The sequence below is a fragment of the Robbsia andropogonis genome (genome assembly GCF_000970345.1).
GTDB lineage: Bacteria > Pseudomonadota > Gammaproteobacteria > Burkholderiales > Burkholderiaceae > Robbsia > Robbsia andropogonis.
In genome coordinates this window covers 17,605-37,245 of the sequence record NZ_LAQU01000028.1, presented here as the reverse complement: position 1 = coordinate 37,245, position 19,641 = coordinate 17,605, and the positions used below count along the sequence as shown (strand labels likewise).

14 protein-coding genes are annotated in these 19,641 nt (G+C 57.4%); 7 read left to right on the top strand and 7 right to left on the bottom strand.

Annotation, left to right across the window (positions count from 1 at the left end):
- Nucleotides 1–71: 71 nt before the first annotated feature.
- On the top strand, nt 72–557 hold the full coding sequence (locus tag WM40_RS20345; protein ID WP_046153804.1) for a secondary thiamine-phosphate synthase enzyme YjbQ: 486 nt from the start codon (nt 72–74) through the stop codon (nt 555–557).
- On the opposite strand, the gene WM40_RS20340 is transcribed toward WM40_RS20345, so the two are convergent.
- From WM40_RS20340 to argE, 4 genes are all read right to left on the bottom strand, one after another.
- Nucleotides 544–1,896 (bottom strand): type II toxin-antitoxin system HipA family toxin, encoded by a 1,353-nt coding sequence (locus WM40_RS20340; protein WP_024903799.1) that lies wholly within the window; start codon nt 1,894–1,896, stop codon nt 544–546. The two genes, WM40_RS20345 and WM40_RS20340, sit on opposite strands and share 14 nt — an antisense overlap.
- A 2-nt stretch (nt 1,897–1,898) precedes the next feature.
- A complete protein-coding gene (locus tag WM40_RS20335) occupies nt 1,899–2,162 on the bottom strand; it encodes a helix-turn-helix domain-containing protein (protein ID WP_046153803.1) in 264 nt (87 codons plus the stop codon).
- 728 nt (nt 2,163–2,890) lie between these two features.
- The gene (locus WM40_RS28135; protein WP_157685872.1) at nt 2,891–6,253 is read right to left on the bottom strand and encodes an EAL domain-containing protein; all 3,363 of its coding nucleotides are present in this window, start codon (nt 6,251–6,253) and stop codon (nt 2,891–2,893) included.
- Nucleotides 6,254–6,543: 290 nt separating this feature from the next.
- Nucleotides 6,544–7,836 (bottom strand): acetylornithine deacetylase, encoded by a 1,293-nt coding sequence (argE, locus tag WM40_RS20320; RefSeq protein ID WP_082103034.1) that lies wholly within the window; start codon nt 7,834–7,836, stop codon nt 6,544–6,546.
- Nucleotides 7,837–8,120: 284 nt separating this feature from the next.
- Here argE and WM40_RS20315 point away from each other — a divergent pair, with 284 nt between their 5' ends.
- The 6 genes from WM40_RS20315 (at nt 8,121) to WM40_RS20290 (ending at nt 15,464) form a co-directional block, all read left to right on the top strand.
- Entirely contained in the window at nt 8,121–8,528 is a 408-nt protein-coding gene (locus WM40_RS20315) for a response regulator (RefSeq protein WP_046153802.1), read from the top strand.
- Nucleotides 8,529–8,911: 383 nt separating this feature from the next.
- Nucleotides 8,912–10,207, top strand: coding sequence for an MFS family transporter (locus WM40_RS20310; RefSeq protein ID WP_024903793.1), 1,296 nt, complete (start codon nt 8,912–8,914; stop codon nt 10,205–10,207).
- Nucleotides 10,208–10,398: 191 nt separating this feature from the next.
- The gene (gene alr, locus WM40_RS20305; RefSeq protein WP_024903792.1) at nt 10,399–11,466 is read left to right on the top strand and encodes an alanine racemase; all 1,068 of its coding nucleotides are present in this window, start codon (nt 10,399–10,401) and stop codon (nt 11,464–11,466) included.
- Nucleotides 11,467–11,636: 170 nt separating this feature from the next.
- Nucleotides 11,637–12,626 (top strand): sugar kinase, encoded by a 990-nt coding sequence (locus WM40_RS20300; protein WP_046153801.1) that lies wholly within the window; start codon nt 11,637–11,639, stop codon nt 12,624–12,626.
- Between the two features lie 186 nt (nt 12,627–12,812).
- Entirely contained in the window at nt 12,813–13,928 is a 1,116-nt protein-coding gene (locus tag WM40_RS20295; RefSeq protein ID WP_024903791.1) for a LacI family DNA-binding transcriptional regulator, read from the top strand.
- A gap of 288 nt (nt 13,929–14,216) precedes the next feature.
- On the top strand, nt 14,217–15,464 hold the full coding sequence (locus WM40_RS20290) for a DUF445 domain-containing protein (RefSeq protein ID WP_236693620.1): 1,248 nt from the start codon (nt 14,217–14,219) through the stop codon (nt 15,462–15,464).
- Here WM40_RS20290 and WM40_RS20285 read toward each other — a convergent pair.
- From WM40_RS20285 to WM40_RS30285, 3 genes are all read right to left on the bottom strand, one after another.
- A complete protein-coding gene (locus tag WM40_RS20285; protein ID WP_024903789.1) occupies nt 15,437–15,655 on the bottom strand; it encodes an RNA-binding S4 domain-containing protein in 219 nt (72 codons plus the stop codon). The genes WM40_RS20290 and WM40_RS20285 overlap by 28 nt on opposite strands.
- Nucleotides 15,656–15,804: 149 nt before the next feature.
- The gene (locus tag WM40_RS20280; protein ID WP_157685871.1) at nt 15,805–17,370 is read right to left on the bottom strand and encodes a hypothetical protein; all 1,566 of its coding nucleotides are present in this window, start codon (nt 17,368–17,370) and stop codon (nt 15,805–15,807) included.
- A gap of 423 nt (nt 17,371–17,793) precedes the next feature.
- Nucleotides 17,794–18,927, bottom strand: coding sequence for a hypothetical protein (locus WM40_RS30285; protein WP_157685870.1), 1,134 nt, complete (start codon nt 18,925–18,927; stop codon nt 17,794–17,796).
- Nucleotides 18,928–19,641 lie beyond the last annotated feature (714 nt).

The window sequence follows — 19,641 nt, the reverse complement described above, 5'->3', positions numbered from 1 at the left end:
GATGTCACATTGCAACGCGCAAGCCGCCACACTCAACCGCGCGGTATCGCACCGCGCCCCAGGAGCGCTCCATGAACGCGCGACATGACGACCCAAGCCCCATATCACACGCAAGCGATGCGCAAAAAGCGCGTCCGATCGCCCACATCCGCGTGCAGACTAAAGGAAGCGGGCTCATCGATATCACCGCGCAATTGCGTCGCTTCATGGATACACAACCCGCCAGCGACGGACTGTTGACTGTGTTCTGTCGGCATACCTCGGCATCCTTGCTGATCCAGGAGAACGCCGATCCGTCGGTACGGATTGATTTGGAAGCGTTTTTCTCGCGTATTGCGCCAGAATCCGGCACGCTTTACCAGCACGATACCGAAGGACCGGATGATATGCCGGCGCATCTACGTACCGCGTTGACGCAGGTACACCTATCAATTCCCGTCGATCAAGGGCGGATGGTGCTGGGGACCTGGCAGGGCGTCTATCTGTTTGAACACCGGCATGCCACCCATCAGCGTGAGGTGGTACTCCATTTCCTGCCGAATATCAGGACGCCGTAGGCATACGCTCCAGCGTGCGCATCGCCGCGAGAACGCCAGACAACACTTTGTCCGCAACTTGCTCGGAAAACCCCGGTGGCAGGTCCGCGCGGACTTTCTCCACCACCTCGGGTGTGCGCGTGATGATCTCTTGTAGCAGCGGCTCCGCACTGTTACCGTAGCCCATTTTCTTGGCCGTGCTGTTGAAATGCCGTCGCGCAATCTTATGCACGTGATAGTGCTTATTTTTCCCGAGCAACGCCATTGCCAGTTTGATTTCTTGCTCCGCCCATTGATTTGGCCCGTCACCCATGACCGGGTAAGCGGACATCACGTCATACAATGGCGTCAGCTTGAAACTGCTTACGCCGCCGGCGAGCAGCTGGATGCTGAAGTTTTTGGCATGACCGTCCGGCGCACGCATCATCCAGAAGAGAATCTGGGAAGCCATGAGGGTACGCATGTCGTCCACCGCTTGCTGCGATTGCAGCAATAGCGCGGACATCTGCTGCAATCCCGGGCCGCCCTCGCTCTCGTATTTGATCAGCGGTGACGTGCCAGTTGCCTGGCAAAAATCCTCCTGGATAAGCCGAAAAAGCTGCGTTCCATCGCGGGAGCGCACGCGGTCGAAACGCTCGACCACGAGCACCCGTTGTGTGCCAAATGTCGCAATGCGTGCGTCCGCGGTAGGGAGGCCGTATTCCTTCAGTAGTCGCAGGCACAGCCACTCATTGTCCACCGATGTCGTGAAGTCAGCTTTGCGCCCGCCCACCATGCCAATCGGGAGCTTGAGGATGTGGGTGGTCGGCGTGGCGCCACGCGGCTTCATCCATTGCCCATCCCACCAGAGAAAGGCGTCCTTCTCTTGCGCGCCAGCCAGCGAGATGCGGAAATCGTCGTCAGGGTCCTTCGCCGCGGCGAAACGATCGGGACTGACAACTTCGAGCAAGTGCCGCTCGATGGCTTCTTCGTCAACAACGATGCCCTCAATCTTGCCCACTCCCTCCGGCACGGCGTCGTCCGGCAAAAGCTGCAACGCACCAACGCAGTCGCGACCAATCGCCGCCAGGAGATCGAACGTCGCGATGGAGCCCGTCTTGAAACGCGCCGCGACCCGTTTTCGAATCGTTTCGCTATCCGGCAGCAGGCCATCGAAGTAGTGGGATACACGCGCGCCCTTCAATGGCTCGTTGTGCAGGTTAAAGGGCAATGAAACGGATATCGGTCGCCCACGTGCGGATTGTTGCCACGCCGTATCGTATTGCAGCTCGGATTTGCCATCCGCACCGATGGTCCAGCGTCCGACAAAATCGCCGTTTGCCCACATGGACAGGGTTTGACTGTGCGAGCGGCGCCCCATATTCACCACTCCGAGATGTCCGTTGACGCAACGCCCTTCCGTTCTCCAAGATGCAACGCAAGCCCGATGACCGCACACCAGCGGAGTAACTGCCCGAAGCTAATCTCATCCGCATTTTTTTCTAAATACGATATGCGATTCTGACTTAGGCCGACGCGATGCCCAACTTCCGCCTGCGTGAGCTTGTGCCGCTTGCGGGACGTCACGAGCAACTGACCGAGCTGAGAAGGGGTCATCAGGCGTAATGCAGAAGGGGGAGCAGACATGAATGTATCCGGTATTCAGCCATTATCATTTTAGCTGTCATACGGATAAAGTCAAATTAGCTGTTATACGGATAAATTGCTTTTATCCGTATAACAGCTATCAGATAACGCTGGCACTAGCCCAGGATTTCGCGGACAAATCGTCCATAGGCGCGGGCCACAATACATCAAACTCTCGCATCTGGGCTTCGCTAACCAAACCTGCTCGGAAAAGGGCGAGGAGTTCGGCACGCAGGTATCGAATCCGTTCATTCATCGGTGCGTACCTGACCTCGTCCACGCTTATCCAGCATATGGACAAAAAAGCCCGCCAGAGCCGAAATACAAACTAACCGGCGAAGGCGGGTGTGTTGGCGATGACCATGAGAATGGTCAACACCGGAGCAGCAATCGTCGCTGCGATGAGCGCGCCGGTGACGATGGGCGTGGACATGGAATCCTCCTGCAACTTTCGTGCGGTACACCAACCTCGTGTCAGTGCATAGGCAAATACTAGCCTATTGTAAGGAGAATAGCAATAGATGGTGTTTATTACATGCCGCAGCAGAAGTTGCTGCAATTGATCGGAAATCGTTACCGGAACAGGCGCAAATCACAAAAATTTAACGCTAAAACAACCATTTGGATAGACAATTCGACGGCAAGCAAGGCATCTTGACAAAACTGTTTTGCTAAAAATAATGAATATCTTCCTTACCCAGAAAACCCATTTTGTAGAAGTTTCAACCTTACAAACTGGCGCCATTTGCGGAATTTGGCGACATTCCATCCAATAGATTGTGACGCGGACCGGCACCACGGACACGGCTGATCTCAGCGTCGATGACCATATGGAATGGCTCAGGGGTATGGATGTGATAACCCTGGAAAAAGTCCACTTCCATTTGGCGCAGCAGGCTCAACGTGGCGGCGTTTTCCACGGACTCCGCGACGGTACGCGCGCCAAGATCGCGTGTGATCTGATGAATCGATTTGACAATATTTCGATCCACCGCGTTCTCGATCATATTGACGACGAAACCGCCGTCGATCTTGACCAGGTCGACCGGAAAATTTCGCAAATAGCCGAACGAACTCATGCCAATACCGAAGTCGTCCAAGGCCACGTGTACCCCTGCCCCGCGTAACGCGTTGATCGCCACCGTCGCGGACGCGAGATTGCGCATCAAGGCTGTTTCCGTGATTTCAAACGTCAACGCGCCTGGCGGTACATTGGACGCCGAGATCAACTTCAACGCATCACCAACGAAATCGGGATCATTCAGTGAATTCGCCGACATATTGACGTGTACCGCGCACAATGCACCGCCCGCCATCCCGCGCTGTAGTTCTGCCAGCGCGCTCGACAATGCCCAACGGTCGATGTGCACCATCAGGTCATAGCGTTCCGCGGCCGGAATGAACACCGAGGTAGGAATCGGCGTGCCGTCACGATCGAACATGCGAGCCAGCAATTCCCATCGTGGCACGGCGCGCGCGTCGCGTGGCAATACTTTTTGCGCATAGAGGAATATCCGCCCCTCGCTGATCGCTTCGGTGATGCCCGCTGCGAGGACAATCTTTCGATGCCAATCCGCCGCGTCACTTTGCCCTCCGCGATAAACACTGACCATGTTTCGGCCATTGTCCTTAGCCGAGTAGCAAGCGGCATCTGCTTCGGTCAGCAGTGCGTTTGGCGACTCGGCATGCCGGTCGATCGCGGTCAGACCGATGCTTGCCCCCACGCTATACGTCCGGCCGTCCCAAACAAACTGCAGTGCATTGATCGCCGCAATCAATTTATCCAGCACGACCTTGGCCTCATCGATCGTACAGTCATGGAGAATAACGCCCAACTCGTCACCGCCCAACCGTCCCACGAAATCCGTAGCGCGCAATTGCGCCGGCACCAGCAGGCCGATCTGCTTCAGCAGCATATCGCCAGCCCGGTGTCCGGCCGTGTCGTTGACGATCTTGAATCGGTCGAGATCGATGAAGGCAAGTGCATGCTGCCGATCCGACATCTGGACCTCGAGCAATGCCTGTTCCAATGCATCGCCAAATGCAGTACGGTTGGGCAGGCTGGTTAATGCGTCGTGGCTGGCGTTGTAAGCAAGCTTGCGTTGCAATTCGCGCGACTCGCTGACGTCTCGCATCACCAATACCGCGCCAATCACCGCACCTTCGGCGGTGCGCACCGCGGCGGCGTTGCATGCTACTTCACGGCGCCAACCGTTCCGGTCGATCAAGACGCCCACGATACTGACGTGAGAGGCGCGCGGCGTCCCCAACGCACGACGCACCGCATCCTTGACCGGCTGCCCGGTGTCCGGGTCGCGCAACGAGAATACCGTCGCGATGGGCAGTGACAAGGCATCACTATTCTGCCAGCCAGTAATGGCCTCCGCGGCTGGGTTGACAAACTGCACCATGCCATCGTTATTCGTCGTGATCACCCCGTCGGCAATCGACGCCAATGTCACTCGCAGATGCTCGTTCTGTTCGCTCAGCAACTGCTGGGTTTGCATTCGCTCGGTAATGTCTTGCACCTGGGCCACGAAAAACCGCGGACTGCCTCGCTCGGTACGCGCCAGGGTAACCTTCACCAACGCGTCCACCAGCCGACCATCCGGATGCGTGAAGCGTCGCTCGATCACATAGGCATTGATGCGGCCTTGTTCCAACGACGAAAACCCGGCCTCGTCGTTATGCCAGAACTGCGGCCCCAGCAAGTCGTGCAAACGGTCGCCGAGTAGCCGCTCCTCGGACACTCCCAGTAGCGCGATCAATGCCGGATTGACGTAGGACACATAGCGGTCCAGTTCGACCAGCGCGATACCGACGGATGCGCTGTTCATCGCCCCTTGAAACAGCGACTCATTGCGCACCGCCGCCAACCGACCCAGGCGACCGTGTTCGTACACGCGTCGAAACAACAACGTCAAGCCAATGATACAAAGGGTCAAAGTCAGATCGAGTAGCCCCAGCAACTGCGCACGCTCACGCCAGCTTCCGTAGACCCGCTTCATTGATTCTCCCAGCGCGAGCAAGATCGGAAAACCGTCCACATCGTGATAGACATAGAGCCGTTGAATACCGTCGATCTTGGATCGGCCTTCGAAATAACCGTGCTTCTGCATCGGGAAGTAACGCCACAGATCGCCGTTCGACACATTCGTATTGAACGAAACACCGGTATCCGGCTTCCGCGCCAAAACCGTCCCATCATTGCGAAGGAGTGCCGCGGCGCCTTCGTCATCGATCGGCAACAACGAGAACGCACGATCGAATACCGATTTCGGAATCGATGCAAACACGACCCCGGCGAAGCGGCCATCGGCGGTCGATAAGCGACGGCTCATGCAGACGTAGTATTTCCCATCAAGCGGGCTTTGAATCACGCGACTGATAAAGGGCTGATCCGTGGCATCACGGTCACTGCCAGGCGGCGCGGCCGGCGTGCCCTCATGTACCTTGAAGAAATCCTGATTTGCCACATTGTTGCGCCGCGGCGGTGACGAACGGGAATCGAGCACCAGATCGCCGTTGGTATCGGCGACCAATAGCGAACTGGCATGGCGCAAACCGTCCCCGCGTTGGAACAACGCCAGCAAATGCGCGGTAGGTCCTATCGCGGCAGGCATGGCGGATGCGCCAACTGGCGCGCCAGATGCCCCCGCACGCGCCGCCGCGGCAGCCAACTCAGCAGCAACGGCTTCCGCGGTGCGGTCGGGCGACATGCCAGTGGCCCCCGACGCCGGGCTAACCGGTGCCGCGGCGTCGTTCCCTGAGGGGCTTGTCTTATAAAGCGTTCGAACGGCTGCCTGCAGCGACGCGTCGACAACGGACAACCGTGCACCCAAATCGGCTGCAAGCGTGCGGTTGGCGTTAGCCAATAAGGACAGCGCGCGGTCGCGCGCGTCGTGGCGCTCACGTAGCAGCGTATAGGCAAAAATCGCGTTCAGTGCGATGGCCAAAGCCACCATGCCCCAGATCAAATGCCGAGCGGCGGCGCGGGGTGCCGATGTCTTCTCCAACGGCTCTACAGCAAGCGATTCGTGTCCGGGCTGCGACGCGCGCGCATGCTCGGCGTCGGTTCGGCGGATCAACAAGGCTTTTTTTCGATTTAGCGAGATTGTGGCGCTCAATAAGTCAATCGGCGCCGTCCCTTCAACAAGCGAACGGCGCCGAGTCCGGAATCCAGGAAACGGATGACTGAAATAAGACTAGCCTGCCTACGCCCTAGCCTCAAGCTCTAATGCCAAATGTTTCAAACTGACACAAACGCCAGCTTCAATATGTTTCAAGACAGCAATTTCAAGGAAAAATTTCCCGGAAAACACGAGAACGTCCTTATCTGAAGGGTGTTTTTTCCGCACCATCGGACATCGATAAACGACGCCTAAACAAGGAGGCTCCGCATTAATTTATCGAGAAACGACTCACACGCCACGATCTGCTCCAAGGCGACGTATTCATCGGCACGATGCGCTTGTTGAATGTCGCCCGGCCCGCAAATCACGGTGGGAATGCCGGCTTGCGCGAATTGACCACCTTCGGTCGCGTAAGCGACTTTCCTTGTCTCGGTATCGCGTGCCAATGCACGCACCAGCGTTGTCACCGCGGCTTGCTCGGCGGCGTCCAGTGCGGGTGCACCAGCAGTACGGATCAACTCAATCGCCGCGGCCGGGTGGTCTCGCCGCATTCGCGGCAACAACTCGGTCTGGATATAAGCGCGAATGCGGGCCTCGATGCCTGCGGCATCGACACCGGGCAAGTTGCGATATTCAAACTGGAATTCACAATCGGCCGGCACCGTATTGATGGCATTGCCTCCCTTGATCAAGCTTGTCTGCCCGGTTGAAAACGGCACATCGAAGTCGGCGTCGAACGGCCCCTTCGCGCGGAATTCGTCCACCATATCGCGGATAAAACAGATAAGACGGGCCGCATGTTCGATCGCGTTTGCCCCGCGCGGCGTCAATGACGAGTGTGCCGCATGTCCGTGTACGTGACACCGGAAGGTGTTGATTCCTTTATGTGCGACGACCACCCGCATTTCGGTGGGTTCGCCAACAATACAGCCCGATGGCTTTACACCGCGGGCCGCCAGGTCCGCCAGCAGGACCGGTGCGCCGAGACAACCCACTTCTTCGTCATAGGTAAGGGACAAATGGATTGGCTGCCGTAACGGCTTGGCCGCAAAGTTCGGCAGTTGCGCCATGACGGTACCAATAAAGCCCTTCATGTCGGCTGTACCGCGACCATAGAGCAGACCATCACGGATTTCCGGCTCGAACGGATTCGACTGCCATTGCTGGCCGTCGACCGGAACGACATCGGTATGTCCGGACAGCACGATGCCTCCATCCAATTCGCCTGACGCCGCTGCCACCGTGGCGAACAGGTTGGCTTTCTTGCCCGTCCGGTCGTATGTCAATACCGGCGCCTTGCCCGTAATGCGCTGAACGGCGTCGCGGATGGTTTCGATCAGACCGAGATTCGATTCCCGGCTGGTGGTGTCGAACCGTACCAATCTCTCAACCCACTCGAGCGACGCGGGGCGGTGCACCGCAGCGGAATTCGTGGCGCCGTCAGCACCCGCGCGGGCAGGAGAACCATTGGTTCCAGTAAGGACATCGGTCGCGGACCCGCTGCGAGGCGAAGCAAGCGATTCAGAGGAAAGCGTTGTCATGGTTTCTATCGGAATGGCGCGCCGTGGCGGCGCAGCCGGTCGAAACGGACCGTAGGTCCAGTACAGACCGGCGCGCCATGCTGGCAAGCGCGCAAATAATTTGTCACAAAATTGAGACGTTACGCGAAAACATCAGCACGCGCTGCACAATTCACCGCCGGACGGGGCTGCTACGCATACAATGGCGCCGCCGTGCCGCCGTATAGACGAACGCGCGGCGCGCTACAAAAGGACGCGCTCGCTATAATCGAATTTTGTCCGCGCCGCGGGAGCAATTCAAGAGCATGAACACTGCAAGGCCGCTCGATCGCGGCACGATCGTGCTGATCGAGGACGACGCACACACGCGTGAAGCATTATCGACATTGCTATCCGACCTAGGCGCCACGGTGCTTGCCGTAGCGGATGCGGAGGACGGTTGCGCCACCGCCATCGAAGCCCTCCCGGATGCCGTCATCTGCGATATCGTCTTGCCCGGCATGGACGGCTTCTACCTCATCCAGTCGCTCCGCGAACACGAAATCAGACACGGCGTGGAGCCTGCCGTCGCCATCGCCTTGACAGGTCACGACGACGAGGTCCATCGACTGCGCAGTTTTGCCGAAGGATTCCAACATTTCCTCACCAAACCGGCCGATATCGACGCCCTGGTCGCGGTTCTGACTGCCGCCATCAACCGCCGTGCCCGATAAGGCGGACCAACGCAGTGGCTCAACCACCTGCCGCCTTCACTAGCGCATACACATGATTGAATTGCGGTGGCGCCGCGCAATGCCCCGCGCTGAGCCGATCTGTCTTATTTTCCCGATTTACCTGACCTGGATTTGCCTGTAACTCAGGGCTTACCCTTGCCGATTATTAATCGGTCATTTTCGCCTCCCCAATTACTTTCAGCTGGTTTACCATGCCGCGACAACGTTGTAATTCATGCTATTTCTGCGCAAATGACGCAGGATCGTAAAAAACATAATCATTGGGCCGCAGACCATCCGGATTACTTTCCGGCCGTCCAGTGCAGCATGAAAACACCAGTTAATAAGCGGTGATCTCAGGCCGCGTATCTCGGAGGCAGTAAATGACGCAGTACATTGATCGCGCGGCGCCGCGCGACCGCAAGCAACGGATCTTCGCCATCATCGGGGCATCTTCGGGAAATCTGGTGGAGTGGTTCGATTTCTACGTTTATTCCTTCTGCTCCATTTATTTCGCCGCATCGTTTTTTCCAAAAGGTGATGCCACCACGCAGCTATTGAATACTGCCGGCGTATTTGCCGCGGGCTTCCTGATGAGACCAATCGGCGGTTGGTTTTTTGGTCGCATTGCCGACAAATTCGGACGTCGCCGCGCCATGCTGGTCTCCATCACCATGATGTGTGGCGGTTCGCTGGTGATTGCTTGTCTGCCAACCTATGCCACGATCGGCGCCGCGGCGCCATTCCTGTTACTTTTAGCACGCTTGTTCCAAGGCCTGTCGGTGGGCGGCGAGTACGGCACCAACGCCACTTATATGAGTGAGGTCGCCATCCGGGGAGAACGCGGTTTCCTGGCCTCGTTTCAATATGTAACGCTGATCGGCGGTCAATTGCTGGCCGTGCTGGTGATCGTTATTTTGCAAGCCATCCTTAGCGATGCGGAGCTGCGTGCATGGGGCTGGCGCATCCCATTCTTTATCGGTGCGTTGTCCGCTGTCGTGTCTCTCCTGCTGCGCCGCTCCCTGACGGAAACCGTGTCCGACGAGACACGTCAGCGCAAGGATGCAGGCTCGTTGTCCGCGCTGATGAAACACAGCCGTGTGTTCATTACCGTGGTGGGCTATACCGCCGGCGGCTCGCTGATCTTCTATACGTTCACCACATATATGCAAAAGTACCTGGTCAACACCGCGCATATGTCAGCGAAGACCTCCAGCACGATCATGACCGGCGCACTGTTCGTCTATATGATTCTGCAACCGGTATTCGGTGCGCTGTCGGACCGCATCGGCAGACGGAATTGCATGCTCACGTTCGGCGTGCTGGCCACCGTCTGCACTTATCCATTGTTGACGGCGCTGGGCAATGTCACCAGTCCATGGGCCGCCTTCGGCCTGATTGTCATCGCGTTGGCGATCGTGAGCCTCTACACGTCGATCAGCGGTTTGATCAAGGCGGAAGTGTTCCCGCCAGAAGTCCGTGCGTTGGGCGTGGGCCTGTCCTATGCCGTTGCCAATGCGGTATTCGGCGGCTCGGCCGAGTACGTTGCCCTGTGGATGAAACAAGGCGGCAACGAATCCATGTTTTACGTCTATGTATGCGTCATGATGGCTATCGGCATCTTCTTCTCCCTGCGCATTCCCAAGCCAGGTGAGGGTTACCTCGAGCATGTCGATTAAGGGGACGATCGCGGTGCCGCTTGTCCTGCATCGGGCGACCGGCGCGGAAGTTGTGCATCGTATGTGTCTGCATGATCGCAGACGAACTTATTCGCGAAATTGCGGCGAATAAAAGTAACTTTTGCGGGGCAAACTTCGTTACGATCCGGTGACTGTCTGCATTGCTGTCCATACCGGTTCGGAGACCTGCCTTGCCTCGCCCCATTCTTGCGCGCATTCACGCGCACGCTCTTGCCCATAACCTGTCGGTCGTCCGCGCCTGCGCTCCCCATAGCCGCATCTGGGCCGTCGTCAAGGCGAACGCGTATGGTCACGATATCGCACATGCCTATCCGGGTCTGAAACAGGCTGACGGCTTCGCGCTGCTCGATCTGGACGAAGCGGTGCGCGTTCGTGAACTGGGATGGACGGGACCGATCCTGCTGCTCGAGGGTATCTTCGAGATGCGTGACTGGGACATTGTCGAGGCCCATGGCCTGACTGCTGCCATTCATCATCCGGATCATCTACGCATGCTCGCGGAGCGCAAGCCGGCGCGACCGCTGCCAATCTATTTGAAGATGAACAGCGGGATGAACCGCCTTGGTTTTACGCCTGACGCGTATCGCCACGCGTACACGCAAGCCCGCGCCCTGCCCGCCGTGGGCGCTATCACGTTGATGACGCACTTCGCCACCGCTGACGGTCCACAAGGTATTGCATCGCAGATGACGGTATTTGAGCAAACCGCCGATGGCCTGTCCGGAGAGCGGTCGCTCTCCAACTCGGCCGCCACGTTATGGCATGCGAACGCGCACGGAGACTGGGTGCGCCCTGGCGTCATGTTATACGGCGCCGCGCCGAGCGGCGTGGCGAGTGATATCGCCGGCCGGCTGAAACCGGCAATGTCGTTGGAAAGCCGCTTGATATCCGTTCAGACTCTGCGCCCAGGTGACACCCTTGGTTATGGCGCCACGTTCACCGCGCAGGCAACCATGCGCATCGGCGTGGTCGCTTGCGGCTATGCCGATGGCTATCCACGCACGGCCCCCGTGGACACCCCGGTCGTCGTCGACGGCATAAAAACGCGCGTGGTAGGTCGCGTCTCGATGGACATGCTCACCGTGGATCTCACCCCCTGCCCGAATGCCAACGTCGGCGCACCGGTGGAGCTCTGGGGCGCGCAATTGCCGATCGATGACGTTGCCAATGCCTGTGGCACGATAGGCTACGAACTGATGACGGCGGTGACCGCGCGCGTGGCGCGCGTGGCGGGGTAAAAGACCGGGCGTCACCCATTTCCCATCGCCGAACCAGTGCGAAGCACGTCATCACGCGCTGAAGGCGAGCGGCACCATAACCATTATCTAAACAGATACAGGGATATCCCGAATACTGCGAACCGGCAACTGCCTCGACAATAACTGGGAACCGATTCCATTTCATTCCCATGTGCCCCGCCAACACCACGCAATCCTTACACGATGGCCCAATCGATTTTCTGACGTATGGCGAGGCGATGACACTTTTCATCGCCGAAACGCCAGGTGACCTGGCGCTGGTCGAGCGCTTCTCGCGCCGCGTCGCCGGCGCCGACCTGAACGTCGCGATCGGCCTGTCCCGACTCGGCTATCGGGTCGGCTATCTGAGCCGTGTGGGCAAGGACAGTTTCGGTCGCCACGTTCTGGCGACCTTGGCACAGGAACATATAGACAGCACGTGCGTGACGGTGGACGAACGCTACCGTACAGGATTCCAACTCAAGGAAAAGGCCCTGCAAGGGGCCGACCCGATCACGGAATATTTTCGTAAAGGTTCGGCCGCGAGTCATCTTAGTGAAGCGGATTTTGATATCGCTTACATCGCACGTGCGCAAGCATTACATCTGACAGGGATTGCGCCAGCTATCTCGGAAACATCGCGCGCACTGGCCTTCAAACTCGCGAAGCATTTTCGCGAGACCGGCAAACCCATTTCATTCGATCCCAATCTACGACCATCGCTCTGGCCGTCAGAGCACGTCATGATTGACACGATGAATCAATTAGCCGATCTCGCGGATTGGATTCTCCCCGGCATCGGCGAAGGCAAACTGCTGACCGGTGCCAAGACACCCGAAGGCATCGCGGACTTCTACCTGAAGCGCGGTGCCACCGGTGTGGTCGTGAAACTGGGAGAAAAGGGCGCGTTCTACGCGTCGGCCGCCGGCGCAAGCGGCTACGTGGATGCGGTACCGGTCACGGAAGTCGTGGATACCGTGGGGGCCGGCGACGGCTTTGCGGTGGGCGTCATCAGCGCGCTGGCCGCAGGCAAGTCGCCACGTGAAGCAGCATTACGCGGTGCACTCATTGGAGCATTGCAGGTGCAGGTGGTCGGTGACAGCGAGGGACTGCCCACTGCTGAGCAACTGGCCCGTCTGGAGCATGATCAGGCAGCGTAAATCCTCCAGCAGAACCACGATGCCATCGCCGAACGTATCGGCGTGCCAGCACACGGGTGCGCCGACCGGCAAAGAAGGAATGGGGGACAAACGCTCGTGGGGGCGTCGTTCCGCTGCGCGGGACAGACGCCCCCGCCTGCAACGTCGCCGCCAATCCAGATGTTTTAGAACACTGATAAAAAAACAATGAGTGCACCGACCATTAGCGACGTGGCCAAATCGGCAGGCGTTGGCAAGACCAGCGTCTCCCGTTATTTGAATGGCGAAACCGCAGCCTTGTCGCCCTCGTTGCGGGAGCGGATCGAACATGCGATAACCTCGCTTAACTATCATCCCAATCAAATGGCGCGGGGATTGAAACGCGGACGCACGCGCTTGATCGGTGTGTTGCTGGCGGACCTGCAAAACCCCTTCTCCGTGGCGTTGATACAAGGTATAGAGGCGGCGTGCCGGGGCTGCGGCTTGATGCCAATCATCTGCAACACCGGCAATGAGATCGAACTGGAAAACCGTTACATCGATCTGCTTCGCACCTATCGGGCGGAGGGCTTGCTGGTGAACCCGGTGGGACTGCCGGAATCCGCGTTACGTACTGTCGTCGAAGGCGATATCCCGGTCGTCTTGATGGATCGCAAGGTCGACGGGATAGCGTGCGACAGCGTTGGCCTGGATAACCTGTCCGCGTCCAAGCAGTTGCTGGCCCATTTAGCGGCGTCCGGATTTCAGTCGGTCGCGTTTGTCGGCGAGGCCTGGTCATCGATCAGTACGCGCCGCGAACGCGAGGCAGCGGTGCTGTCTGAAGCGCACCGCCACGGTATGTCCAGCCGCGCGCTCGAACTGGATCGTGGGGATGAAGCCAGCATCGCCGGCGTCATTGATGTGGTGCGCGAGTCCGCTACGCGATCTCGAACGGCCGTGGTCACGGCAAACGGACAGGTGATGCTGGCACTGGCGCTCGAACTGGCACGCCGTCGCGACACCGGCCAGTCCGGCGTGGATGCACCGGTCGTTTATCGCGGCGAGGATGCACCACTCGGACGACTTGGCCTTGCCTCATTCGATGATCCTGACTGGGCCGCGATAATGACGCCTGGCATTACTACCCTACGCCAACCCACTTTCGATATTGGCGCCCAGGCGCTTTACCTGCTCAACGATCGGCTCGACGGTCAGGCCCATGCGCAACGTGAGAAGCGCATGCCACACACCGGCGCACATGCCATGGGCCTGTCGACACCGCGCAATCGGTCATTCGAAGGGCAGTTGATTATCCGTTCTTCCACACTGCCAACGTACGCGTAGACAAGTTGACAGACCGAGGGAAGTCAATGCCGCCGGCCCATCGGTCAGGCTGGTGGAAAAGCACGTACTCCCTTACGATACGGTCGCATCATCGATATCCCTTATATATCGTAAAATCATCTTTCTACGTAGAAAGTAATGGTTTTTTGCATAATAAGACGAGCAAGGCGAGTAGACAGTGATGGGTCATGCGCCCCCTTGGCCGATTCGCCCCTCGGAAGGCACCTTATCCCCTATCCATACAAAATCTTGATGCAAGTGCTGCCTGGAAACGAACATAAATTGAAAATGATGAAGCGCGTGGCCACCAGCTTGCTGGTCGTGGCCGCCGCGTTACTCGCCTTGGCCAAATTTCACCACGATGCCGGTCCATGGGCATGGCTTAGCGCGTTTGCCGAGGCATCGATGGTCGGCGCACTTGCGGACTGGTTCGCGGTGGTCGCGTTGTTCCGGCGTCCGATGGGACTGCCGATCCCCCACACCGCCATCCTGCCAAGCAACAAGGCCCGCGTTGCCGATGCGCTGGCGGTATTCGTCCGCGATAAATTCCTCGGCACCGATGCGTTACTGGCGAAGATTCCAGCGCTCGATCCTGCCGCGGCCCTGGCCAACTGGCTCCGGGAACCCAAGCAAGCCCGGCTCGCCGCGGACAAGCTCGCCGACGGCATTGCCGTATTCGTCCGCGCTTTCGACGATACCCCGCTGAAAGACGCGCTGGCAGGTCTTGTACGGGAGCGTGCGCGAGATGTCGACGTCAGCGGCGCGGTGGGACAGATGCTTGACCTTTTCACCGAGAACCGCCGCCATCAGTCGTTGTTGGACGAGGGCATCAAACGCGCGGCGCTCTGGCTCGACGACCCCGCGGTCCAGCAGTACTTCGCCAATCGCATTGTCGCAGTGGCGGGAGAAGAATATCCGACGCTCATCAGTGCATTAGGGTTGTTCGGCGTGAAAACCGAAGAGGTTGGCGTCAAGCTGGCAGGCGCGTTGGTGCGAGGCTTTCACGTCTATCTGCATGAGATCAGTGAGAACCCCGAACACGAACGGCGCCAGGCATTCGACGCCGCGGTGCAAGGCTTTATCGACAAATTGAAAATCGATGAGGCGTTTCTGTCCAGGATAGACGAGGCAAAGCTCGCCTTGCTCCGCAGCCCGGCCCTGTCCACGCATATCGATCGCATCTGGGAGTCCGCGCGCGAACATCTGTTGCTGGGACTGGCCACGTCAGGATCGTCATTGCGCGTGGGTTTGACCGACGCATTAGCGACGTTTGGCGACACGCTGCTATCGTCGCGGGCATGGTGCGATGCGCTGAATGCGCAATGCGCGACGTTTGTCGCGGCGATTGCCCCAGCCGTGCGGGAAACGGTATCCGCCCATATCGCACAGACGGTCCGCGAGTGGGACGATGCGGTACTGGTCCAAGAGGTGGAGCGAAGTGTCGGCAGCGACCTGCAATTCATCCGGATCAATGGAACGATCGTCGGCGGTCTGGCCGGACTGACCATTCACGCCGTGACGACGATCCTGGCCTGACCCGCAACCTCGATGGTTTGCCCCGCGCGGATCTTGCAGGTCTTGCGCGTTTCCACCGTGCCGTCCACGCGAACGTCCCCTTGCGCGATCAGCATCTTTGCAATGCCGCCGCTAGGCGTCACCCCGGTGACCTTCAACAAGTCATTCAGGGCAATATGCTCCCCCTTTAGCGCAAACGTAAAGTTTTCCATCGATCGATCCTGTGGCGCTAGCGCGCGATAATACGCGCGGACATGATGCGCCGGAGAAAACGGTCGATGTTGCCCGGGAATAACATGACGGTCAAGTCCGCCATACCGCTCTTAATGCCCTGCCAATAACCTTATTTTTTTGGGCTTGTTCAGGCAAAGGGAATAAGCTCACCCTGTGACATGAGCGCCTCCCGATGTCGAACGGTACGCAAAACGAGGCTGAAAGCTTCGGGCGTGTTCATGCCCGCGCTGGTTAGCATCTTGCTGATCGTACCTTCCAAATATAGAGGGTCAACAGAGATACCGAACGCCATACTGATCAGCACGGTCCGCTCCAAAGCTTCGCGATCCTCCAGACGGATTGAAAAGCGGTCGAAGAAACAGTCGAGTTTGCGTCTTGTGCCGGGCGCCTGATCGGCTTTATCCGGCAGGTCGGCAAAATGCTGTCCTGCCACATTGCAGAGATGCGCAGCGAAAGCGGGCGACGCATACGGCATGGATGACTGCGGATCCATTACATACTCCGCGGTCCACGTCGAAAAGCTGACGCTGTCCACCAAAGGCTTATCAGCCGCGGCGAATTCGCTCAACATTGAAAACATGGCACCACGCGATGCAACAGGACACGACGCAAAAACACGCTGTAGTATCTCGGTCGCTTTCGACGGCACGTCAGCGGGGTTGGCACCATTGGCCCACGCACGCAGTTCCGCGACATGCGCCCGGACGGCACTTTCAGGGTCGCCGCGATTCAACGACACAGCCGCATAATCCTCTCTCCAGACTCTCACCTGCTCTAGTAAAGAAGGCTTTTCCGGTAGGGCGTTTGTACTGCGGTCGACCATTGCCGCCCATCGGTCCGTAAGGATGGCTTGAGCAGAAAAAGGCATTGTAGATATATTGCTCAATTGCGACATAACATGACCAGGCTCAGACATGTCATTACAAATGTCGAAATAGGCAAACATCAAAACTTGGTCCATCTTCGCCGCACTACTTTCGTCCAGCGATTTAAAGGCCTGAGGTTCTACCTGACGAAAGTATTTGTCAATCGTCACGGTCCATGCGTTAAGATCAACCGTTTTCAGGTCGCTTAGTCGTCCTGGCGTTGCCATTGCAGACCAATCGTCACCAACGGTCAAAAACCGTGTGTAGGCACTTTCGCAGAGGCAACGCTCAATCAATGCGATCAATCTGGTATCGACGAATCCAAGACCGTCAAGTGTCTCTCTCAAGCCTGGGCCCTCCATCACCATCGCCGCGATTTTTATCGCCATTCTTGGAAACAGTAATTGATCTCGTTGCCGGTCAGTGATCCCAAAACGCTCCACCAGCGTCGAGAAAAGAGCGGCATCAATATACCTCTGCCCATTGCCTAAAAGCGCCACTGCCGTTCGATCTGATACGTGATCAAGATAGACAGGGGGATTTTCCATCGCGTCTTCTAGCAGCTGCCAGTTCAAGCCTCGATGGTCCGCCGCGGCGGCATCCAATATGTCGGGCCAATAGGACGGCGGGATGCTCTTCAAGCGGCCATAGAGTCTTTGCTCAAAAGCCGCGTAGTCGGCAGGATCAGAGGGAAAAGTCGTTAAGCATGCGGCAACTTCGAGATGGGCGAGACATTCCGGGGCCTGTGCCAGTCGCGGGTCATTTGCAATGGCTTCGCGCGTCTCGGCAATTATCGTACGCCATGCGTCGCGATCACTATTGCTCATATCCACCGGGGACTGCATTGGTTCACTGGCGAATCCGCTCAGGAATATCGGCCGTGAGGCAAGGCGGATTTCGCGGATGTCATTCAGCGTGCCGACAACCGTTCGGGCATGTGGATCGCTGATCGGTGACGTTTTCCCGGATGTGCCTGCTAGCGCATCCGGGTGCGATTGACTTGTGTCGTATGATTCAATTGGAAAATGTCCACCGCCACGATTTCCAACATCCATTTTCTGCTCCTAGTCACGACACATGAGATACACGCTTGACCTGCACGATTGCCGGTGGGTGCATTACAACCACCTATCGTTCCGCATCTATGTTCAATGGTGAGCATTCAAATGCGTCTCAGGAACTGGGAAGCATCGATAAGTTGCTGCAGGCAAAAAGCACGGCTAGAGACAGACACCCGGTTGGACGTGACTTTAAGAGATTCGGTTGGCACCGCGCAGGTTACGCTGATGCTCTAGCACCTGGACAAACGATGCCTCGTCATAGAACCCGGCATTGGCGAGCTCTTTCTTGATTTCCATTCTCAATCGCGGTGCGGTCAATGCAATACGCCGGGACACCCCCATCAACACCTCTTGCTTCATCTGTTCTCGTATCACAAGGTTTAGGGAAAACCGTTCACAAAATCGGTCATACTTTGTCTTCAGACCGTCTGCCTTATCCGGCAGTTCCGCGAAAATGGGTCCGGCAACCTTGCAAAGATGCATTAAGAAGTTGAAGGTTGTATAAGGCAAGGAAACCGCCGGGTCCTTTAGAAACACGCCAGTCCACATTGCCAATGTTTCTGGTTCCACCAACGGATCATCCACGATCGCGGACTCTCCCAGATAGCCCAGCATGGCGCCCCAAGCATTCGTCGGCATCCTCTCGAACATGTGTAACGTGAGCGATTTTGCGATTGCCCCCCATACTTCGCGCTTACCTGAGATGTTCACCCAGGCACGGAGTTCGGCCACGTAGGCCCGCACGGCGTTGACAGGCTCTTTCTCGTGCAACAGGAACGTATTGCACATCTCTACGCGCCAGTCGGAAATCGCTTTTAGTATGTGGGTATATGCAGTATTGTCTTGGTCCTGGTCAATAAGCGCTGCCCAGCGGTCCAGCAACGCGGGTTGATACCCCAACGGACTCCTCCATACATTGTGCAGACATGAAAGAACATTCTTGGGATCTTCCATATCGAGCGTTAATTTCGTAAAAGCGTCTATCAAAGACTGGCACTTTTGTTCTGGCGAACCGTTCCCTCCCCACACCGACGTAATGGCAGCCGTCTCCACGGACTGAAAAAGGGCTGACGCCATTGCCCGCCAGCGCGCCGCGGCTTGCTCAGAAATAAATTCTGCCGACCCAATTGATCCGAGTGGTTGCCAATACGGTTTCGCGCAATAGAAGTACTCCAGCTCCAACGCCAGATCGCTTTGCTCGGCTAACATGACGACTTCTGGATGCACGTCACCATACAAGTTCCATACCGCCGCATAGTCCGCGTTCAGTTCCTTACGCTGCGCGGCAATCTTCATGGCTTCGACCGGATAGAGCAATACCATGCATTGCTCCGCCGTTACCCCGAAATGCGTTTGCAACACGTCGTAAGTACGAGGACCCAGAAATGACAGCGTTGCGTTTGCCAATACGATTGCCGAGCGATCCGAAATGCAAGGAAATCGTATCGATGCATCGTTGACAAACGCTTCCAGATCGAGCCATGAGAGCATGGGATGCGTCGCGACCGACGCATCCAGCAATTCAGGCCAGTATCGGGTTGGGATATCTCGCGCCCGGGATACAAATTCTTGATAAAACGGCCGGTTCTTCGAAGGAATGCCAGTAAAGCAGCAAGTACGCAATGCAGCAATATCAAGGTCTACTTGCAATCTCTCCGAATAAGCAAAGCTTGCATCCTCGCTAATTTGCCGCCGCGTTTGCGCGATAATGCGCTCCCACTCTTCATGTGCCTGTAACACCGTGCTTCTACTGTACGAATCGATCCCCGGTCCCAGCAAATTGCAAGCAAACGTCCGTAAAGTACCAGGGCGCAACGGCAAGGGTAACGTGGCTATTGCCTGGAGAACCGTTACGACATTGGCATCGGCCACGTCCTCCGTTAGAGCGTGTGCGATTTGTGGGAGCAGAATTGCATAAAGCGACATCTTGCCAACAATCACGTGAGAAATCTTGTGACACGTCATGCTTAGCGCGACGACATCCACGATGGGAAGCATCGTTACGAGATAATTTAAAGGGTCCGACGGCAAGTCAGA

Coding starts and splice junctions, on each gene's coding strand:
- WM40_RS20310 (WP_024903793.1), top strand. CDS start 8,912: ATGACGCAGTACATTGATCGCGCGGCGCCGCGCGACCGCAAGCAACGG.
- WM40_RS20340 (WP_024903799.1), bottom strand. CDS start 1,896: ATGGGGCGCCGCTCGCACAGTCAAACCCTGTCCATGTGGGCAAACGGC.
- WM40_RS20280 (WP_157685871.1), bottom strand. CDS start 17,370: ATGAGCAATAGTGATCGCGACGCATGGCGTACGATAATTGCCGAGACG.
- argE (WP_082103034.1), bottom strand. CDS start 7,836: ATGACAACGCTTTCCTCTGAATCGCTTGCTTCGCCTCGCAGCGGGTCC.
- WM40_RS20300 (WP_046153801.1), top strand. CDS start 11,637: ATGTGCCCCGCCAACACCACGCAATCCTTACACGATGGCCCAATCGAT.
- WM40_RS30285 (WP_157685870.1), bottom strand. CDS start 18,927: ATGGTATTGCTCTATCCGGTCGAAGCCATGAAGATTGCCGCGCAGCGT.
- WM40_RS20345 (WP_046153804.1), top strand. CDS start 72: ATGAACGCGCGACATGACGACCCAAGCCCCATATCACACGCAAGCGAT.
- WM40_RS20315 (WP_046153802.1), top strand. CDS start 8,121: ATGAACACTGCAAGGCCGCTCGATCGCGGCACGATCGTGCTGATCGAG.
- WM40_RS20285 (WP_024903789.1), bottom strand. CDS start 15,655: ATGGAAAACTTTACGTTTGCGCTAAAGGGGGAGCATATTGCCCTGAAT.
- WM40_RS20335 (WP_046153803.1), bottom strand. CDS start 2,162: ATGTCTGCTCCCCCTTCTGCATTACGCCTGATGACCCCTTCTCAGCTC.
- WM40_RS20290 (WP_236693620.1), top strand. CDS start 14,217: ATGATGAAGCGCGTGGCCACCAGCTTGCTGGTCGTGGCCGCCGCGTTA.
- WM40_RS20295 (WP_024903791.1), top strand. CDS start 12,813: ATGAGTGCACCGACCATTAGCGACGTGGCCAAATCGGCAGGCGTTGGC.